The following is a 16,222-nucleotide window of genomic DNA, read 5'->3' as shown; positions in this document are numbered from 1 at the left end:
AGCGCGCAATGACGCCTGAATCGGTCATGATGATGGGCACGGAGGCGATGAAAGTCGCGATTGCCGTGGCCGCGCCCCTGCTGCTGGTGGCGCTGGTAACCGGTCTGATTATCAGTATTCTCCAGGCCGCCACGCAGATTAACGAAATGACCCTGTCGTTCATCCCTAAGATCATTGCCGTCTTCGTGGCGATTATCGTCGCCGGGCCATGGATGCTGAATTTGCTGCTGGACTATATGCGCAACCTGTTCACCAACCTGCCTTACATCATCGGCTGACGGACGATGCTGCATTTCACCAGCGATCAGTTTGTTCAGTGGCTCGGGATCTATTTCTGGCCGATGCTGCGCATCATGGCGCTGATCTCCACCGCCCCCATTCTCAGTGAAAAGTCGGTGCCTAAACGCGTCAAAATTGGGCTGGGCATCGTTATCACCGTTATCGTTGCCCCATCCCTGCCGGCGGTGGATATTCCCATTTTTTCCCCGAATGCGATCTGGATTGCCCTGCAACAGGTGATGATTGGCGTGGCGGTTGGGTTTACGATGCAGCTCGCCTTTGCCGCGGTACGAACGGCGGGGGAACTGATCGGCTTGCAAATGGGCCTCTCCTTCGCAACGTTCGTTGATCCCGGCAGCCATCTGAATATGCCCGTGCTGGCGCGCATTATCGACCTGCTGGCAATGCTGTTGTTTCTCTCGTTCAACGGCCACCTGTGGCTGATCTCCATGCTGGTGGATACCTTCCATACGCTGCCGATTGGCGACAACCCGGTAAACAGCAACGCCTTTCTGGCGCTGGTGCGGGCCGCCGGACTGATTTTCCTCAACGGGCTGATGCTGGCGCTGCCGATCATTACCCTGCTGCTCACGGTTAACCTCGCACTAGGTTTACTCAACCGAATGGCCCCGCAGCTGTCGGTTTTCGTCATCGGTTTTCCGGTAACATTGACGGTTGGCCTTTTATTAATGTCATTATTGATGCCCCTTATCGCCCCCTTCTGCGAACATTTATTCAGCGAGATATTCAATCTGTTAGCGGATATTGTCAGCGAACTACCACGCAAATAATAACCCGTAGCGTTTGCAATGTCTTTCTGAGGATATTCCTAAAAATAATCTCGAAAAACATCTACCAGGATATATCTGACGCGGTTTAAATCTTTCTAACCACCTCACAATACTTAATATTTACTTTACTTTAAGATGATTCCTGGCAAATTATACGTAACTTTACGGGATAGTGAGTTCGCCTGAAAGTCTTTGTCATGCTCACAGGTTTTATTAGCTTTTTTCCATCCCGTATGGCTGTTTATGAGCTCTCAGGCAGATGGTGAATTATCGTTACGCATTGAGTGAGGGTATGCCATGTCAACGATCATTATGGATTTATGCAGCTACACCCGGCTAGGGTTAACCGGGTACTTAGCAAGCAGAGGGGTAAGAAAGAGAGACATCAACGATGCGCACACCGTTGAAGAACTCGCAGCCGCTTGTGACGTCCACAAGCCAGGCGTGGTGTTTATTAATGAGGACTGTTTCATTCACGACCCCGCTAACAGTCAGCACATTAAGCAGATCATTAATCAGCATCCTAAGACCTTGTTTATTGTTTTTATGGCAATCGCCAATATTCATTTCGATGAGTATTTGCTGGTGCGTAAAAACTTATTAATCAGTTCGAAATCGATTAAACCAGAGTCGCTTGACGACATTCTGGGCGATTATTTGAATAAAGAAGTAAAGAATGTAGGTGCGATTAACTTACCTACCCTATCATTAAGCAGAACTGAATCAAGTATGTTAAGAATGTGGATGGCAGGACAAGGGACAATTCAGATCTCAGACCAGATGAATATCAAGGCAAAAACAGTATCGTCACACAAAGGAAATATTAAAAGGAAAATTAAAACGCATAATAAGCAAGTGATTTACCATGTCGTACGCCTGACAGATAATGTGACGAATGGGATTTTCGTTAATATGCGCTAAGTTGCACGGCCATGTTGTACCCTACCTTGATCTCTGGCCTGGCCAGAGATTTTGCTTTTCAGCAGCCGGAGCCGGGGAGACAACGCCCCCGACGCCGCCCTATTCCGCCGTTTCGACAAAGATCCCATCCGGGTGGCCCAGTTCGTTAAAGAACCAGATGCCGAGCGGGTAATCTTCCAGCGACACCAGATACATCGTGCCTTCATTAAATTCTTCTATCGCCAGCACCACACCCGGGCGGCGCGGCCCACCGTCCGTTTTGACGGTTACCCGATCGTTGACCTTCATACATTTCTCCTGTGGTTTTGAGCCAGTGTAGAACAAATTACCTCCTCTGGCATCGCCGCCCGGCGCGAATGGCGTTTTTGTGTGCGGTCTATACTTAGCTGTGGAGACGGTTAAATGAGGAGCCCGAAATGAAGACCGACAAAGAGTACAGCGACACCATTAAGCGAGAGGTTGAGGTGGACGTCGATGCCCTGCTTGCCGCCATCAATGAAATCAGTGAGTCCGAAGTTCATCGTGCGGAGGATAATTCAGACCGCGTCGTGGTCAACGGTCGGGATTACCATACCTACCGCGAGCTGGCCGAAGCGTTCGAGCTGGATATCCATGACTTTAGCGTCTCGGAGACGAACCGCTAAGGCGAAAAAAATCCCGGTCATGGGGATGACCGGGATCAAACTTGCTTATGCAAGAAGCACTTGTAAATTCGTTACACCAGGAAATCTGATGCAGGTAAGACATTATCCCCAACGGAATTTTCTTACAAGCATATATTCTCTGAGCGAATATAATATTTTATACATGTGAATTTTTGTTATGAGTATAAACCTGCGTCGGGTGTGGGTTTGTCGGGATCGTTACCGGTTCAACGGGGTGACAACGCCTCTCTTTTTTAAGAATTTTCCCATAAAACGCGCCATCTTCCAGGAGAGTTTATGCCTTCGCTTCAGGAGACGCTGCTGGTCTTTACTGACCTCGACGGCACGCTGTTGGATTTTCACACGTTTGACTGGCAGCCTGCCGCCCCCTGGCTGGAGAGATTACAGGATGAGCAGATACCGGTCATTCTGTGCAGCAGCAAAACCGCGTCTGAGATGCAGGACATCCAGCAGGAGCTTGGGCTCGTTGGGCTACCTTACATTGCGGAAAACGGCGCGGTGATCCAGCCTGACGTACGGTGGGAAAACGCCGCCCGGTTCATCTCAGAAAAAAAGCATGACGAAATCCGGCAGTTTATTGACCGGGTTCGTCAGGAACTGCACCTGAAATTTACCACCTTTGATGATGTGGATGAGCGCGTGGTCGCCGAATGGACCGGGCTGAGCCGCCCACGTTCGGCGCTGGCACGCAAACATGAGGCGTCCGTGACGCTTATCTGGCGTGACGGTGATGAACAAATGACGCGCTTCGCAACCGAACTGGCCCGGCAGGGGCTGAAGATCGTCCAGGGAGCACGCTTCTGGCACATTCTGGACAACGCCTGCGGCAAAGACGTGGCGGTTCACTGGCTTGTGGACCAGTATCGCCTGCACGAGGGAAAAGAGCCGACGACGCTGGGCCTGGGCGACGGCCCCAACGATGCGCCGCTGCTGGACAGCGTAGGCTTCGCCGTGGTGGTGAAAGGCTTCAACCGGGAGGGTGTCAGCCTGAAAAATAACGATCCCGCGCGGGTATACCATACGCAGCACACCGGACCGTCCGGCTGGCGTGAAGGGCTCGATCACTTTTTGTCGTGAGCCTGCCAGACAACCCGGTTACGCCCGCGCTGTTTCGCCTCATACAGCCGCGCATCGGCGGCGGATTGCAGATTTTCGAAGTGGTAATCGCCCTTCTCCTGGGCGCAGGAAACGCCAAACGACGCGCTCACGCGCAGGGTCGTACTTTTCTTAATCAGGATCTCTTTGCTGTTGATACGCTCGCGGATCTGTTCTGCGACGTCTGCCGCCTCTTCAATCGTCAGGCCGGGCAGCACGACGCAGAACTCTTCGCCACCGACGCGTCCGGCAATATCATTCGCGCGCAGGGTACTGGCAATCAGCCCGGCGGCGTGGGTCAACACCTTATCACCCGCCTGATGCCCATACCGGTCATTGATGCTCTTGAAGCAGTCGAGATCGATCTGAATGACCGAGAGCGGCAGCGACTGCTGTTCACACTGCTTCGCCAGCCTTTTCGCCTGCTCAAACAACGCCCCGCGATTATTCAGCCGGGTCAGCGGATCGTGCCAGGCCTGCCATTGCAGCGAGTTCTGCATCGAATACATATTACTGACCATGCGCCGGATCACCAGCCATGAAATCAGCAGCATCGCGGTGAACAGCGCCCAAAGCAGGGCCAAAACAATGCTGATGCTGCCGAAATCTCCGCGCACCCCCTCATCCAGGGTATGGACCCGCAGGACGAGGCCGTCGAAATGATCGAGGCGCGCCCAGCTGATGAAACGGCTTCCAAGGCGAATACCGCCCTCGGTGTCCTGTTCTATGGCGTGCGCGATTTGCGCTAATTCCAGCTCATTGAAATGATTCACCTCGTCCGCTGGCTTCTCGGTGGTCGCCAGCATGTTGAGGCGGCTGTCATACAGCTGGTACTCCCCTTCCGTATGGTCGTCCATTGCCTCCACCAGCAGCTGACGCATGGTGGCAAAGGTAAAATCCATCGCCACCACGCCATACCAGACATGATCGTAGTAAACCGGCACGCTGGCCGTAATGAGCGGCTTTTTTCCGGCAAAGGCCGAGGGAGGAGAGATAAACCACCGAACCGCCCGCGCCCGGTTTTCACGATCGGTCTGCTGCGTAAACCAGGGCTGCGTCACCAGATGGTAATAGCGCTGTGCAATATCGCTGTGATGGGGAGGTGTATCCGTTTCCAGAAAAAAACCCGCGCGAGAAACGTATAATATCCGCTCCTCGTGACGTGAGTTCGTGGATGCCAGGCGCAGCAAATAGCCCACTTCGAGGGCGGCGGAGATCTCCTTATCCAGGTAATCGTCATCGCGGTTAAGCAGCGTTGTTTGTTCAACAAACGCATCCGAAACGCCGTTAATCGGTAACGTGCGTTTTGGATCGACCGCGATTTGCCAGACGGGGGAACGCCTCACGCGTTCAAAACGCTTTACCGCTTCTTGCAGAACCCCAAACGCCAGCGGCGTCTCCAGCGCATCAAGCATGCTGTGGCGAAAATAGAGCATTTTATTGACGCTAAACTGGAGCTGTCTGTCCAGCGCGCTGGCCACCGTTTCCAGATGGTTACGCTGGCTGGAGATGTAGGCCTCCTCCAGCACCACGACTTCGCGCCAGGTCAGGAGGGTGGAAAAGATCAGGACAACGATAAAACAGAGATTAACAATCAAACCGGGATTGCTACGCTTATGCAGCCACTGCAACAAAGATTGTTTTTCAACAAAGGTATCGTGTTGCACACCCACTCCCTGATTGTCGCCCGCCATCCGACAGGATACGTCTTCTGCCAGTAAAACGCCCGGCATGGCCGGGCGTTGTGTGATTAAGCCTTGTCGCGCTCTTGCCTGTTATTCGCAGGCTGAAGCTCGTCTTCTCGAAAAGCCTCACGCTTAATGCCGTATCCGTCATGCCACCGACACTCCACCATTCCGCTGGAATAACCGGTGACAATCATGCCTGGACCACCACTTTTAGGCTTAACTTCATCACTGACCAAAAAGACCATACCTGCCTCCTGTATCAGGGTGAAACGTTTTCAATTTAGACGAGGAATAGCCTTTTTGCATCCGCAGCGCATCAATAATTAATGCGCTGTGCCGCGTACTTTTCCAATCAGCTTAACCACTGCCACCACAATGACACCGACGATAAAGCCCAGCACGAGGTTAAGCAGCGTCGGCAGAATGGCGGCGATTGCCGAACCATAACCTGACGCCAGATGCTCAATGGCATGATGCAGCGGGGCCACGCCGTGCACGATAATACCGCCGCCGACCAGGAACATCGCCAGGGTTCCCACTATCGACAAACTTTTCATCAGCCACGGGGCCAGCACCAGCAGGCTTTTGCCGATACCGCGAGCAATGGCGCTGGATTTTTTTTCCAGCCAGAAGCCGATATCATCCAGCTTGACGATCAGCCCGACCAGGCCATACACCCCAACCGTGACAAGAATGGCAATCAACGAAAGCACCAGAACCTGATTCATCAGCGGTGCTTCGGAGACGATCCCAAGCGTAATCGCCACAATTTCGGCCGAGAGGATGAAATCGGTACGAACCGCGCCTTTGATTTTATCGCGCTCGAACGTTTTTGGATCCTGCGCGGCCAGTGCTTCCAGACGCTGCTGGCGCATCTCGGGGGTGTCTTTCTCTTTGCGCGCCGCAAGCATATGCAGCACCTTTTCGGCGCCCTCGAAGCACAGGAACGCCCCGCCAATCATCAGCAGAGGCGTAATGGCCCAGGGGATAAAGGCGCTGATGAGCAGCGCCAGCGGAACGAGGATCACCTTGTTAATAAAGGACCCTTTCGCTACGCCCCACACCACCGGCAGCTCACGGTTCGCCCGCACGCCGGTCACCTGTTGCGCGTTCAGGGACAGATCGTCTCCCAGTACCCCGGCGGTTTTTTTCGCCGCCAGTTTTCCCATCACCGAAATGTCATCCAGCAAGGTGGCGATATCGTCCAGTAATGTTAATAAGCTACTTCCTGCCAAAATCTCTATCCTTCTTTTTTTGCTAATTAAGTGAATAGTATGGAACAAAACTCACCGCCCGGAAACTGGCACCTCGCGTCAACAAAAATTTCACATATGCAGCCCAATTAAAGCGCTCGCCAGCGAGATAGTTTTGGCGTTAACTATGAGCGACCTTTTTATTCCGTCGTGAGGAACTATGCGTTTCCGGCATTTATTACCGCTCATTGGAGCGCTTTTCTCCCTGTATATCATCTGGGGATCCACCTATTTTGTCATTCGCATTGGCGTGGAGAGCTGGCCCCCGCTGATGATGGCAGGCGTTCGCTTCCTTGCAGCCGGCGTGCTGCTGCTGACGTTTCTGCTGCTGCGCGGCCATAAGCTTCCGCCGCTGCGCCCTCTGCTTAACGCCGCCCTGATCGGCCTGCTGCTGCTGGCGGTGGGCAACGGTGCGGTAACCGTTGCCGAACATCAGAACGTGCCGTCAGGGATCGCCGCGGTGGTTGTCGCGACCGTGCCGCTGTTTACGCTCTGCTTTAGTCGTCTGTTCGGGATCCGCACCCGCAAGCTCGAATGGCTGGGCATCGCGATTGGGCTTGCGGGCATCATCATGCTTAACAGCGGCGGTAACCTGAGCGGGAATCCGTGGGCTGCGGTGATGATCATGATCGGCTCCATGAGCTGGGCCTTCGGCTCGGTCTACGGCTCCCGCATTGAACTGCCTTCCGGGATGATGGCGGGTGCCATTGAGATGCTCGCGGCAGGGATCGTGCTACTGATTGCCTCCACCCTGGCGGGTGAAAAACTGACGGCGATGCCAGGCCTCTCTGGTTTCCTGGCCGTCGGGTATCTGGCGCTGTTTGGCTCGATTATTGCCATCAACGCCTATATGTACCTGATCCGCAACGTCTCCCCGGCGGTTGCCACCAGCTACGCCTACGTTAACCCGGTGGTTGCCGTGCTGCTGGGTACCGGTTTCGCTGGCGAAGTGCTGTCGCCAATTGAATGGCTGGCGCTGGGTGTGATTGTTTTTGCCGTGGTGCTGGTCACGCTGGGTAAATATCTGCTGCCCGCGAAGCCAATTGTCACGCCGTGTGGGGTGGAAAAACCGTGATCGGGTGAATGCCCTGGGTGTCGATCTGCGCGGCCTGACCGCCGCCGCAGATCCACTCTTCCAGCCGTTCCGTCAGTTCCACATCATTCAGCTTCATTTTTCCGCGCAGCGCGCACTCCCAGACAATCAGCACCCGCCAGCCCTGGGCGTAAAGCTGCGAAACGTCGCGTTTATCCCGCTCGACGTTCCTGCCAATCTTCTCCAGCCAGAACTCGGTGCGCGTCGCCGGGACTTTAAACAGATAGCAGTCGTGATGATGCCAGAAACAGCCGTGGGTAAAGATGATGCACTGATACGCGTCGATCACGAAATCAGGACGCCCGGCAAGCGTGGCATCCTGAACCCTGAATTCAAACCCGACGGCGGTCAGGAGGCCAGCGATCCGTTTTTCAATCGCGGTATCACGCGTGCCGATGGCGCGCATGTTCTTGCTGCGCGTGGCCTTATTGTGAACGTCCGCCATTGACGGCCTCACTCTGACGAAGCTGAACGGCCTTGCTGATGCGAGAGGCCAGCAGTTTTGCGACGGCGGCGAAAGCCGGCACCACCACCGAGTTGCCAAACTGGCGGTAGGCCTGGGTATCCGACACCGGGATGCGAAAACGGTAGCCCTGCGGCGTCTCAAACCCCATTAAGCGGGCGCACTCGCGCGGGGTTAAGCGCCTTGGCCGGTGCTGTTGGTTCTGCGGATCGTCGAAATCTTTTTCACCCAGCGCCTTATCCCAGCCGCGATCGATAAGAATTTCCGCGCCATCTTTGTAGTAGCGCGCCGACAGCGTGCGCGTCACGCTGTCGGGATTAAGCGGATTAACCATGCCAAACCCAAAGCCGTTGCCTTTTGCCTGATGCTTTTTGGCATAACGATAGAGGTATTTCCACAGCACCGGGGTCAGAATAAATTTTGCATCGACGGCGGGCTCCAGCAGCTCGGCCACCGTAGGACGACGCGCCGGATAGAGTGAGGGCAAATCACGCAGCGTAAAATCGCCTTTCAGATTGAGATCGCGGCGGAAACCCACCAGCACGATGCGTTCGCGGTGCTGTGGCAGGAAGTGTTTGCCGTCGATTATTTTCGGGTCGTCCGGCCCCATATCCTCTGCATCCGCCACGTCGTAGCCCAGCTCATCCAGGGTTTGCATGATAATGCGGAAGGTTTTGCCCCCGTCATGGCTCTTTAAATTCTTAACGTTCTCCAGCACAAAAATCGCCGGGCGACGGGCATCAATAATCCGGGCAACATCAAAGAACAGCGTGCCTTGCGTATCGCAGGCAAAGCCGTGCGCGCGCCCCAGCGCGTTCTTCTTCGATACGCCAGCCAGCGAGAACGGCTGGCACGGGAAACCGGCCAGCAGCACATCGTGCGCCGGAATGGTGTTACGGATGTGTTCGGCGGCCTCTTCGTCGCTGACGCCGGTTTTGTGGCTCAGGGTGACGTCACGAATATCCGCATTGAACTGGTGCGCGTCGGGGTCGCAGTACCAGTTCGCTTTATAGGTGCGCACGGCATGCTTGTTCCATTCGCTGGTGAACACGCACTGCCCGCCAATGGCTTCAAAGCCATGGCGAATGCCGCCGATGCCGGCAAAGAGATCGATAAAGCGAAAAGCATAATTCGGATGCGCGGCAGGAGGACGCGGCAGCAAATTTTGCAGGTAGCGGAACTCGCCGTCGCTGAGGCGGTGTCCTGCCCTGTCGCTTATCAGCAGCCGTTTGAGTATCGCCGGGCTCCAGTGGCTCTCGCCATGGGCCTCCAGCTGGTTTGCCAGCGTTTTAGCATCGTACATTTCCAGCAGCTGACGCAGGAGTGCCTGCACGGCTGCCGTTGATTTCTCAACCCGCTCGGGCGCGGGCACAGTCACTGATCGATTTTCCTGCATTCTCTTAACCGGGCAATAAAGACAGAAAACAGAGTACCACAGTTCAGGATCGCAGACTGCGACGGAAATGGTTCAGTACCTGGCTATCTGTTCCGAGATAATCCCCCTGTAATTCGGCACTCAGCTTCGCCATAAACTGGATCAGGAAATCAGCATTGTGACGCGCAAGCTCCCGGCCTCGTGCGGTTTGCATGGTGTCCGGCAGGCGCAGGAGTTTGGTCTGAAAGTGGTCGAGCGCGAAGGTTTTATCATCCAGCGCTCGCGCCCCGGCAAACGGGTCGTCGGCGTCAAACAGCGCGACGCCCAGCGCCCCCGACACGGCAAACACGCGCGCCAGGCCAATGGCGCCCAGCGCCTCCAGCCGGTCAGCGTCCTGCACGACTTTCGCCTCTGTACTCTGCGGCGCAATGCCCGCACTGAAGCTGTGCGCCTCGATAGCGTGCTCAACTGCCGCATAGCGCTCTGCCGGAAAGTCAGGAAACGCGCCGCTCAGGATCTCGCGCGTTTTGCGCGCCGCCAGCCGCGAGGACTGGCTCCGCTCGGGATGGTTTTTCGGCAGGCTGACAATGTCGTGGAAGTAGCAGGCGGCCAGCACGACCAGCGGATCGGCGCCCTCCCCGGCCATGATGGTCTGCGCGGTCATCCAGACGCGGCGGAAATGCGCAATATCATGCGCCGCGTCCTCGGTAGAATGATTTTCATTGAGCCAGCGTTCAAAGCGGTGCTGCCACTGCGCATGTTCCATTATGACGTCCTGTAGTTCGAAAGCGTGAAATTATAATATATCCAAATGAAAGACTTTAAAAAATAGAATTGCGAAATACTTAATAATAATTACCCGCTATATATTCAAAGCATTAATTCACGTGAAAAATAAAGAGACAAAAAGAAATATTTTGTAATATCTTTACTATTTTAATTACATTTATTTTTGAACCTAAATAACAATCCATAGAATAGTATCGGCCATGTAATTACGGAGAGTAATTACATATATTCAGACAATTTATATTTAAAGGGAATATATAATGAAAAGAAAAGTTCTGGCAATGCTTGTACCCGCTTTATTAATGGCTGGCGCAGCCAATGCGGCTGAGATGTACAACAAAGACGGCAACAAGGTCGACCTGTACGGCAAGGTTGATGCGCGCCACACCTTCTCAGACAACGCGGGCGACGACGGCGATGAAACCTACGTTCAGATTGGTTTCAAAGGCGAAACGCAGATTACTGACGATCTGGTCGGCTTCGGCCAGTGGGAATATAAAACCTACGCAAACGACACCGAAGACGCTGGCGATACCTCTTTTAACCGTCTGGCATTCGCGGGCCTGAAATATGGCGATTTCGGCTCGTTTGATTACGGCCGTAATTACGGCGTCGTGTATGACGTTGAAGCCTGGACGGATATGCTGCCGGTATTTGGTGGTGATTCCTACACCTGGACCGATAACTATATGGTTGGTCGTACTAACGGCGTGGCGACCTACCGTAATAATGATTTCTATGGTCTGGTCGACGGTCTTAATTTTGCGCTTCAATACCAGGGCGCGAATGAAGGCGCCAATGCAAACGAAGATCAGGAAGGCACCAAAAACGGCCATGATGACGTTCGTTTCCAGAACGGCGACGGCTTCGGCATGTCTTCCACCTATGATTTCGATTTCGGCCTGACGCTGGGTGCGGCGTATTCTTCCTCTGACCGTACCAACGACCAGGTCGCAGCTGGTAATGGCCGCTACAACCGCTTCAGCAAATATGCGGGCGGTGAACGCGCGGAAGCGTGGACAGTTGGCGCAAAATACGATGCGAATGATGTCTACCTGGCCATGATGTATGCGGAAACCCGCAACATGACGCCGTACGGCAGTGACGGCATCGCCAACAAAACGCAGAACTTTGAAGCCGTAGCGCAATACCAGTTTGAATTCGGTCTGCGTCCATCCCTGGCGTGGGTCTATTCAAAAGGCATTGACCTGGGCGGTAACGATTATCACCCAGGCAACGGCTATGACTACGTTGACCAGGATCTGGTTAACTACATCGACGTAGGCATGACCTACAGCTTCAACAAGAACTTCTCCACCTACGTTGATTATAAAATCAACCTGCTGGACGAAGATGACGCCTTCTACAATGACAACGGTATTGCAACCGATGACATCGTTGGCGTCGGCATGACCTACCAGTTCTAATCCCCACAAAAAGTAAAGCCCGCAATGCGGGCTTTTTTATTTACGGCGCTTCCTGCAAGGCCAGGCGAATAAACCCGTTATTCTGCACCAGCAGCTCATGGGCTTTCCACGCATCCAGACCCGTCAGCACCATCAGTACCGCCGTTTTACACTGGTGGTTACAGCTTTCCAGCGCGGCCTTCGCCTGCGCCCGGGAACATCCCCCTGCTTCCATCACAATGGCAATCTGTCGCTCGGCCCATTTGGTGCTGCTTGCTTCCAGATCGACGCGCAGGTTGCTGTACACCCGTCCGGTCCGTACCGCCAGACCGGTGGTAACCATATGCATAATCATGCTTTGCGCAATGCCCGCTTTGGTGTTGGCATACCCGGCAACCACGTCAGCCCCCAGCTCGGGCGCAATGACCATGCTCGCCAGCTGCGCCGCTTCACTTTGAGCATCCTCCGTAATGAGCGCGACCGTTGAGCCCAGAGACCACGCATGACGCATCGCGCCCCACACCCAGGGCGTTTTGCCGCTGACGGACAGCGCCAGCATCATGTCGTGCTCGCCAAAATCAATGGTCTGGAGATCGGCAACGCCGCGCGCGTAGCTTCCGGCGTTATCGCCTGCTGTGATCGCAATAACGGGATGTTTTCCCGGCGCGAACGTTTCTGCCGCCTGCTCCGCCACGCGTCCGGACGCGCCCGCGCCGGTCAAAATCAGACGTCCGCCGTGGCTCAGCGTCGCCGCCGCGTTATCTACCACGCGGGCCAGCATCGTCATGTGAGGGGTAAGTGCAGAAGCGATTTGCGCGTCATCCTGATGAATGACGTTAAGCATATCCAGCGTGGATAATCTGTCGATGTTCGTCGTGCTGGCCTGCCGTCTTTCCCTGGCCGTACCGGTAAGCATAATGCTCATAAACTGCCTCCTTATTATGAGTACCCACACACTATAAAGTGTTTTATATAGGTCACCTGAGAGGAGGCTCACGAAACGCCTCTCTTTACATGGCTTTATGAAATGGCCTTCATCAGCGATAATTAGCCCTTTCTTTTTCATCGCGGAGTGTTAATGAGCGATTTGCGGCCCTTCCCCCCGATGCGCAAGCGTCCTATGAAGCTGAATACGCTGGTTACGCTGATGGTGTGCGCCATTATCGGCTCTGTGCTGCTGGTGGTGTTCGCACTGTACTCCGTACAGATCACCCGCGCCACGCGCGATGACGTGAAGGATACCGCGCTGGGTATCGCCCGAACGCTGGCCGACAGCCCCGATATCAAGCGTGGCCTGATGGCCTCACCCCAGGCCGGCATCATCCAGCCGATTGCCCAGGCGGTGACGAAGCGCAACGACCTGCTGTTTACCGTGGTCACCGATCTGCGCGGTGTTCGTTATTCCCACCCCAATGAAGCGCTATTAGGGTTGCATTTTATCGGCGACGATCTGACGCCTGCCCTGGAAGGGAAAGAGAATGTCTCTGTAAACCGCGGCGCGCTTGCGGAAGCGCTGCGCGTCTTTACGCCCGTGTATGACGACCGGCACGACCAGATCGGCGTAGTGGTGGTAGGGATTTCGCTGAATAAGGTGGAAGATCAGATTGCCCGCGGACGGCTCAACGCCGTGTGGACCATCCTGTTCAGCGTTCTGATGAGTTCACTGGCGATATGGGGCCTGGTCAGGGTGCTGAAACGCATCCTCTTCGGGCTGGAGCCTTACGAGATCTCCGCCCTCTTTGAGCAGCGTCAGGCCATGTTACAGTCCCTGCGAGAAGGCGTGATGGCCGTGGATATGCACGGTCGCGTGACGATGATTAACCACACCGCCAGAGAAATTTTACTCCTGACCTCGGGCCAGCACTCCGAAAGCAGCAGTGAACCGCTGCTGGCCAGCCTGCGGGAAGTGTCAAAAACCGGCATTGCTCGCCAGGATCAGGAGATCGGCTGTAACGGACGGCTGCTGCTGTGCAACATGGTCCCCGTGAAAAGCCAGAATCAGGTGATCGGGGCGATCAGCACGTTCCGCGATAAAACCGAAATCAGCCAGCTAATGCAGCGTATTGACGGCATGGTCAATTATGTTGATGCCCTGCGCTCGCATACGCATGAGTTTATGAACAAACTGCACGTGATCCTCGGCCTGCTGCACATGAAGCGCTACGATAAGCTGGAGGAGTACATCATCCAGACCGCGCAGAATTATCAGACGGACATCGGGGCGATACAGCGCAAGGTTAAATCGCCGGTTATTGCGGGTTTCCTGCTGGGTAAAATTAACCGCGCCAAAGAGGCCGGAGTGACCCTGACGCTGGCGGAGGAGAGCCAGCTTCCCGATACCACCAATGAAGAGCAGGTTGCGGTGCTGATCACCGTGCTGGGCAATTTAATCGAAAATGCCCTGGATGCGATGGAAGGTCAGCCGGAAGGCGAGATCGGCCTTCTGCTCCATTACCAGAACGGCTGGCTGAGCGGAGAGGTCAGCGATGACGGCCCCGGGATTGATCCCGAGCGGCTGGAGGCTATTTTTACAAAGGGCTACTCAACAAAAGGTGAAAACCGCGGCGTTGGGCTGTTCCTTGCACGTCAGCAGATCCAGAACCTGGGCGGCGATATTACCGTCGAGTCGGAGCCTGGCGTATTTACCCAATTTTTTGTTCAGATCCCCTGGGATAGCGAGAGGAATATCGCGTGATAAATGTGTTAATTGTCGATGATGACGCCATGGTAGCCGACCTCAACCGTCTGTATGTAAACCGCGTTGAGGGTTTTAGCTGCTGCGGCGTCGCGTCCACGCTCAACCAGGCCGAGGCGCTGATCGCAAACCCTGGCCAGCCGATCGATCTGGTGCTGCTGGATGTGTATATGCAGCAGGATAACGGGCTGGATCTGCTGCCCATCATCCGCGCATCGGGCCGCCCGATCGACGTCATCATGATCTCGTCGGCGTCCGACGCCGCGACGATCCAGACGTCGATGCACTATGGCGTGGTGGATTACCTGATTAAGCCGTTCCAGTTCCCGCGTTTCGAAGAGGCGCTGAACGGCTGGAAGGCAAAGCGCAGCCTGATGGGATCGCATCAGTATTATGAACAGGCCGACGTCGACAGGCTGATCCACGGCGGCGCGCCGGAGCTGGCCGACAGCAAAAAATTACCGAAAGGATTAACCCCGCAGACGCTGCGCACGATTTGCCAGTGGATCGACAGCCATCCGGAAATGGAATTTTCCACTGACGATCTGGCGAATGCGGTCAACATTTCGCGCGTTTCCTGCCGCAAATACCTGATCTGGCTGGCGCAAATTAATATCCTGTTTACCAGCATTCACTACGGCGCGACCGGCAGGCCGGTGTATCGCTACCGTTTGCAGCCGGAACAGGTCGGGCTGCTCAAACAGTACTGCCAGTAATGCGGTAGCTGTCGTCCAGAAGGGTAAAGCGGAAGTGGTGCATCGAGGAGATCACCACTTCTTTTGTTTTGGTGACAAAGATGGCTTCAATATCGGGGCGCGAACGCAGTGCGGCACACCCCTTCTCCACGCCCATGCCGTAGATCAGCGTGGTCCAGATATCGCCGTCGATGGAGTCTTTCGACACAATCGTCACGCTGTCCAGTTCGTTATCCAGCGGGTAGCCGGTGCGCGGGTTAAGAATGTGATGATAGCGTTTGCCGTTCTGCTCGAAGTAGCGCTCATAGGTGCCTGACGTCACGACCGACCGGTTCTCTACCGTCATCGTCCCAATCAACGCGTCTTCGGCAAACGGTTTTTTCAGGCCGACGCGCCAGCCGCCCTCCGGCGAGCCTAACGTCTGGATGTTGCCGCCGAGATTAATTAACCCCAGCTCAACCCCCTCTTTGCGCAGAAGGTCCCGGACCCTGTCAGCGATATAGCCTTTGGCGATTGCGCCCAGGTCGATCTCCATTCCCGGGCGAGTGAGAAACACGCTGCTGCTGGCCTCATCCAGCACCACGTCCGCAGGATGCGTGATGTTCAGCAAGGCAGCGATCTCGTCTGCGGGCGGCACGGCGTCCCCCTTAAAGCCAATTTTCCAGCGTTTGACCAGCGGGCCGATCGCCAGATTAAACGCACTGTCTTCCATCTGGCTGGCCGCTTTCGCGCAGCGGATCAGGTCAAACACCGGGCGACTGACGGCAACCGGATGCTGACCGGCAGCATGGTTGATGTTCATCACCTGCGAATGCGCGCGGTTGACGGTAAGGAGATCTTCGTACTGTTTGATCAGGCGAAACACGCGGGAGGCGAGCGCTTCGTCGTGGGAAAAGAGTTTCAGGAGGATGGGCGAGCCCATCAGAACGGCGGTGTAGCTGTAAACGCGATGGCTATCAGGCATTGCATGAGTCCTCATATGTAGCCCCGGCAGGCACCGCGCCGCCGGGGAAA

At 55.1% G+C, this 16,222-nt stretch carries 17 protein-coding genes and 1 pseudogene; 9 read left to right on the top strand and 9 right to left on the bottom strand.

The genetic code is table 11. From position 1 onward, the window contains the following. Positions 1-8 precede the first annotated feature (8 nt). From fliQ to rcsA, 3 genes and pseudogenes are all read left to right on the top strand, one after another. Entirely contained in the window at positions 9-278 is a 270-nt protein-coding gene (fliQ, locus tag E0L16_RS10140; protein ID WP_003859587.1) for a flagellar biosynthesis protein FliQ, read from the top strand. Between the two features lie 6 nt (positions 279-284). Next, positions 285-1,080 (top strand): annotated as a pseudogene (gene fliR, locus E0L16_RS10135) (flagellar biosynthetic protein FliR). A gap of 287 nt (positions 1,081-1,367) precedes the next feature. Beyond that, complete coding sequence (gene rcsA / locus E0L16_RS10130; protein ID WP_006811161.1) at positions 1,368-1,991, top strand: transcriptional regulator RcsA; 624 nt, start codon at positions 1,368-1,370, stop codon at positions 1,989-1,991. Positions 1,992-2,090: 99 nt separating this feature from the next. Here rcsA and dsrB read toward each other — a convergent pair whose 3' ends face one another. Beyond that, positions 2,091-2,279, bottom strand: coding sequence for a protein DsrB (gene dsrB / locus E0L16_RS10125; RefSeq protein ID WP_003859583.1), 189 nt, complete (start codon positions 2,277-2,279; stop codon positions 2,091-2,093). A 128-nt stretch (positions 2,280-2,407) separates the two neighbouring features. Here dsrB and yodD point away from each other — a divergent pair, with 128 nt between their 5' ends. Both yodD and E0L16_RS10115 read left to right on the top strand, forming a co-directional pair. Further along, positions 2,408-2,635, top strand: coding sequence for a YodD family peroxide/acid resistance protein (gene yodD / locus E0L16_RS10120; RefSeq protein WP_017383339.1), 228 nt, complete (start codon positions 2,408-2,410; stop codon positions 2,633-2,635). Positions 2,636-2,932: 297 nt separating this feature from the next. Next, a complete protein-coding gene (locus tag E0L16_RS10115) occupies positions 2,933-3,733 on the top strand; it encodes a mannosyl-3-phosphoglycerate phosphatase-related protein (RefSeq protein ID WP_131636859.1) in 801 nt (266 codons plus the stop codon). Here the strand turns inward: E0L16_RS10115 and dgcQ are convergent. The 3 genes from dgcQ to E0L16_RS10100 form a co-directional block, all read right to left on the bottom strand. Continuing rightward, positions 3,718-5,418, bottom strand: coding sequence for a cellulose biosynthesis regulator diguanylate cyclase DgcQ (dgcQ, locus tag E0L16_RS10110; RefSeq protein WP_131636858.1), 1,701 nt, complete (start codon positions 5,416-5,418; stop codon positions 3,718-3,720). The genes E0L16_RS10115 and dgcQ overlap by 16 nt on opposite strands. Positions 5,419-5,501: 83 nt before the next feature. Continuing rightward, positions 5,502-5,684 carry a YodC family protein gene (locus tag E0L16_RS10105; protein ID WP_063450184.1) on the bottom strand — a complete coding sequence of 61 codons (183 nt, stop codon included), beginning with the start codon at positions 5,682-5,684 and terminating at the stop codon, positions 5,502-5,504. A 78-nt stretch (positions 5,685-5,762) separates the two neighbouring features. Then, positions 5,763-6,677 (bottom strand): DUF808 domain-containing protein, encoded by a 915-nt coding sequence (locus E0L16_RS10100; RefSeq protein ID WP_353887284.1) that lies wholly within the window; start codon positions 6,675-6,677, stop codon positions 5,763-5,765. Positions 6,678-6,852: 175 nt separating this feature from the next. On the opposite strand from E0L16_RS10100, the gene yedA reads away from it, so the two are divergent. Beyond that, the gene (yedA, locus tag E0L16_RS10095) at positions 6,853-7,767 is read left to right on the top strand and encodes a drug/metabolite exporter YedA (RefSeq protein ID WP_063450186.1); all 915 of its coding nucleotides are present in this window, start codon (positions 6,853-6,855) and stop codon (positions 7,765-7,767) included. On the opposite strand, the gene E0L16_RS10090 is transcribed toward yedA, so the two are convergent. From E0L16_RS10090 to E0L16_RS10080, 3 genes are read right to left on the bottom strand one after another with little or no spacing between them, the layout of a single operon-like run. Next, a complete protein-coding gene (locus tag E0L16_RS10090) occupies positions 7,739-8,230 on the bottom strand; it encodes a very short patch repair endonuclease (RefSeq protein ID WP_131636857.1) in 492 nt (163 codons plus the stop codon). The genes yedA and E0L16_RS10090 overlap by 29 nt on opposite strands. Next, positions 8,211-9,644: a DNA cytosine methyltransferase gene (locus E0L16_RS10085; protein WP_131636856.1), complete on the bottom strand. Its 1,434-nt coding sequence runs from the start codon at positions 9,642-9,644 to the stop codon at positions 8,211-8,213. Before E0L16_RS10085 ends, E0L16_RS10090 begins: the two co-directional genes overlap by 20 nt. A 43-nt stretch (positions 9,645-9,687) precedes the next feature. Then, positions 9,688-10,389, bottom strand: coding sequence for a phosphohydrolase (locus E0L16_RS10080; RefSeq protein ID WP_063450189.1), 702 nt, complete (start codon positions 10,387-10,389; stop codon positions 9,688-9,690). Between the two features lie 283 nt (positions 10,390-10,672). Here E0L16_RS10080 and ompC point away from each other — a divergent pair, with 283 nt between their 5' ends. Further along, positions 10,673-11,839 (top strand): porin OmpC, encoded by a 1,167-nt coding sequence (ompC, locus tag E0L16_RS10075; RefSeq protein WP_112793187.1) that lies wholly within the window; start codon positions 10,673-10,675, stop codon positions 11,837-11,839. A 40-nt stretch (positions 11,840-11,879) separates the two neighbouring features. Here the strand turns inward: ompC and E0L16_RS10070 are convergent, their stop codons facing one another. Continuing rightward, entirely contained in the window at positions 11,880-12,743 is an 864-nt protein-coding gene (locus tag E0L16_RS10070) for an N-acetylmuramic acid 6-phosphate etherase (RefSeq protein ID WP_131636855.1), read from the bottom strand. Positions 12,744-12,896: 153 nt separating this feature from the next. Between E0L16_RS10070 and E0L16_RS10065 the strand changes: the two genes are divergently transcribed. Both E0L16_RS10065 and dcuR read left to right on the top strand, forming a co-directional pair. Beyond that, complete coding sequence (locus tag E0L16_RS10065) at positions 12,897-14,513, top strand: sensor histidine kinase (RefSeq protein WP_064910381.1); 1,617 nt, start codon at positions 12,897-12,899, stop codon at positions 14,511-14,513. Next, positions 14,510-15,229, top strand: coding sequence for a two-component system response regulator DcuR (dcuR, locus tag E0L16_RS10060; protein ID WP_006811173.1), 720 nt, complete (start codon positions 14,510-14,512; stop codon positions 15,227-15,229). The genes E0L16_RS10065 and dcuR overlap by 4 nt, the downstream gene beginning before the upstream one ends. Here the strand turns inward: dcuR and E0L16_RS10055 are convergent. Beyond that, on the bottom strand, positions 15,210-16,172 hold the full coding sequence (locus E0L16_RS10055) for an FAD:protein FMN transferase (RefSeq protein ID WP_131636854.1): 963 nt from the start codon (positions 16,170-16,172) through the stop codon (positions 15,210-15,212). The two genes, dcuR and E0L16_RS10055, sit on opposite strands and share 20 nt — an antisense overlap. Positions 16,173-16,222: the final 50 nt, after the last annotated feature.

Source organism: Enterobacter quasihormaechei, from assembly GCF_004331385.1.
Taxonomy (GTDB): domain Bacteria; phylum Pseudomonadota; class Gammaproteobacteria; order Enterobacterales; family Enterobacteriaceae; genus Enterobacter; species Enterobacter quasihormaechei.
Note: the sequence above shows the minus strand (reverse complement) of the source record. Positions and strands in the feature narration are given on the sequence as shown.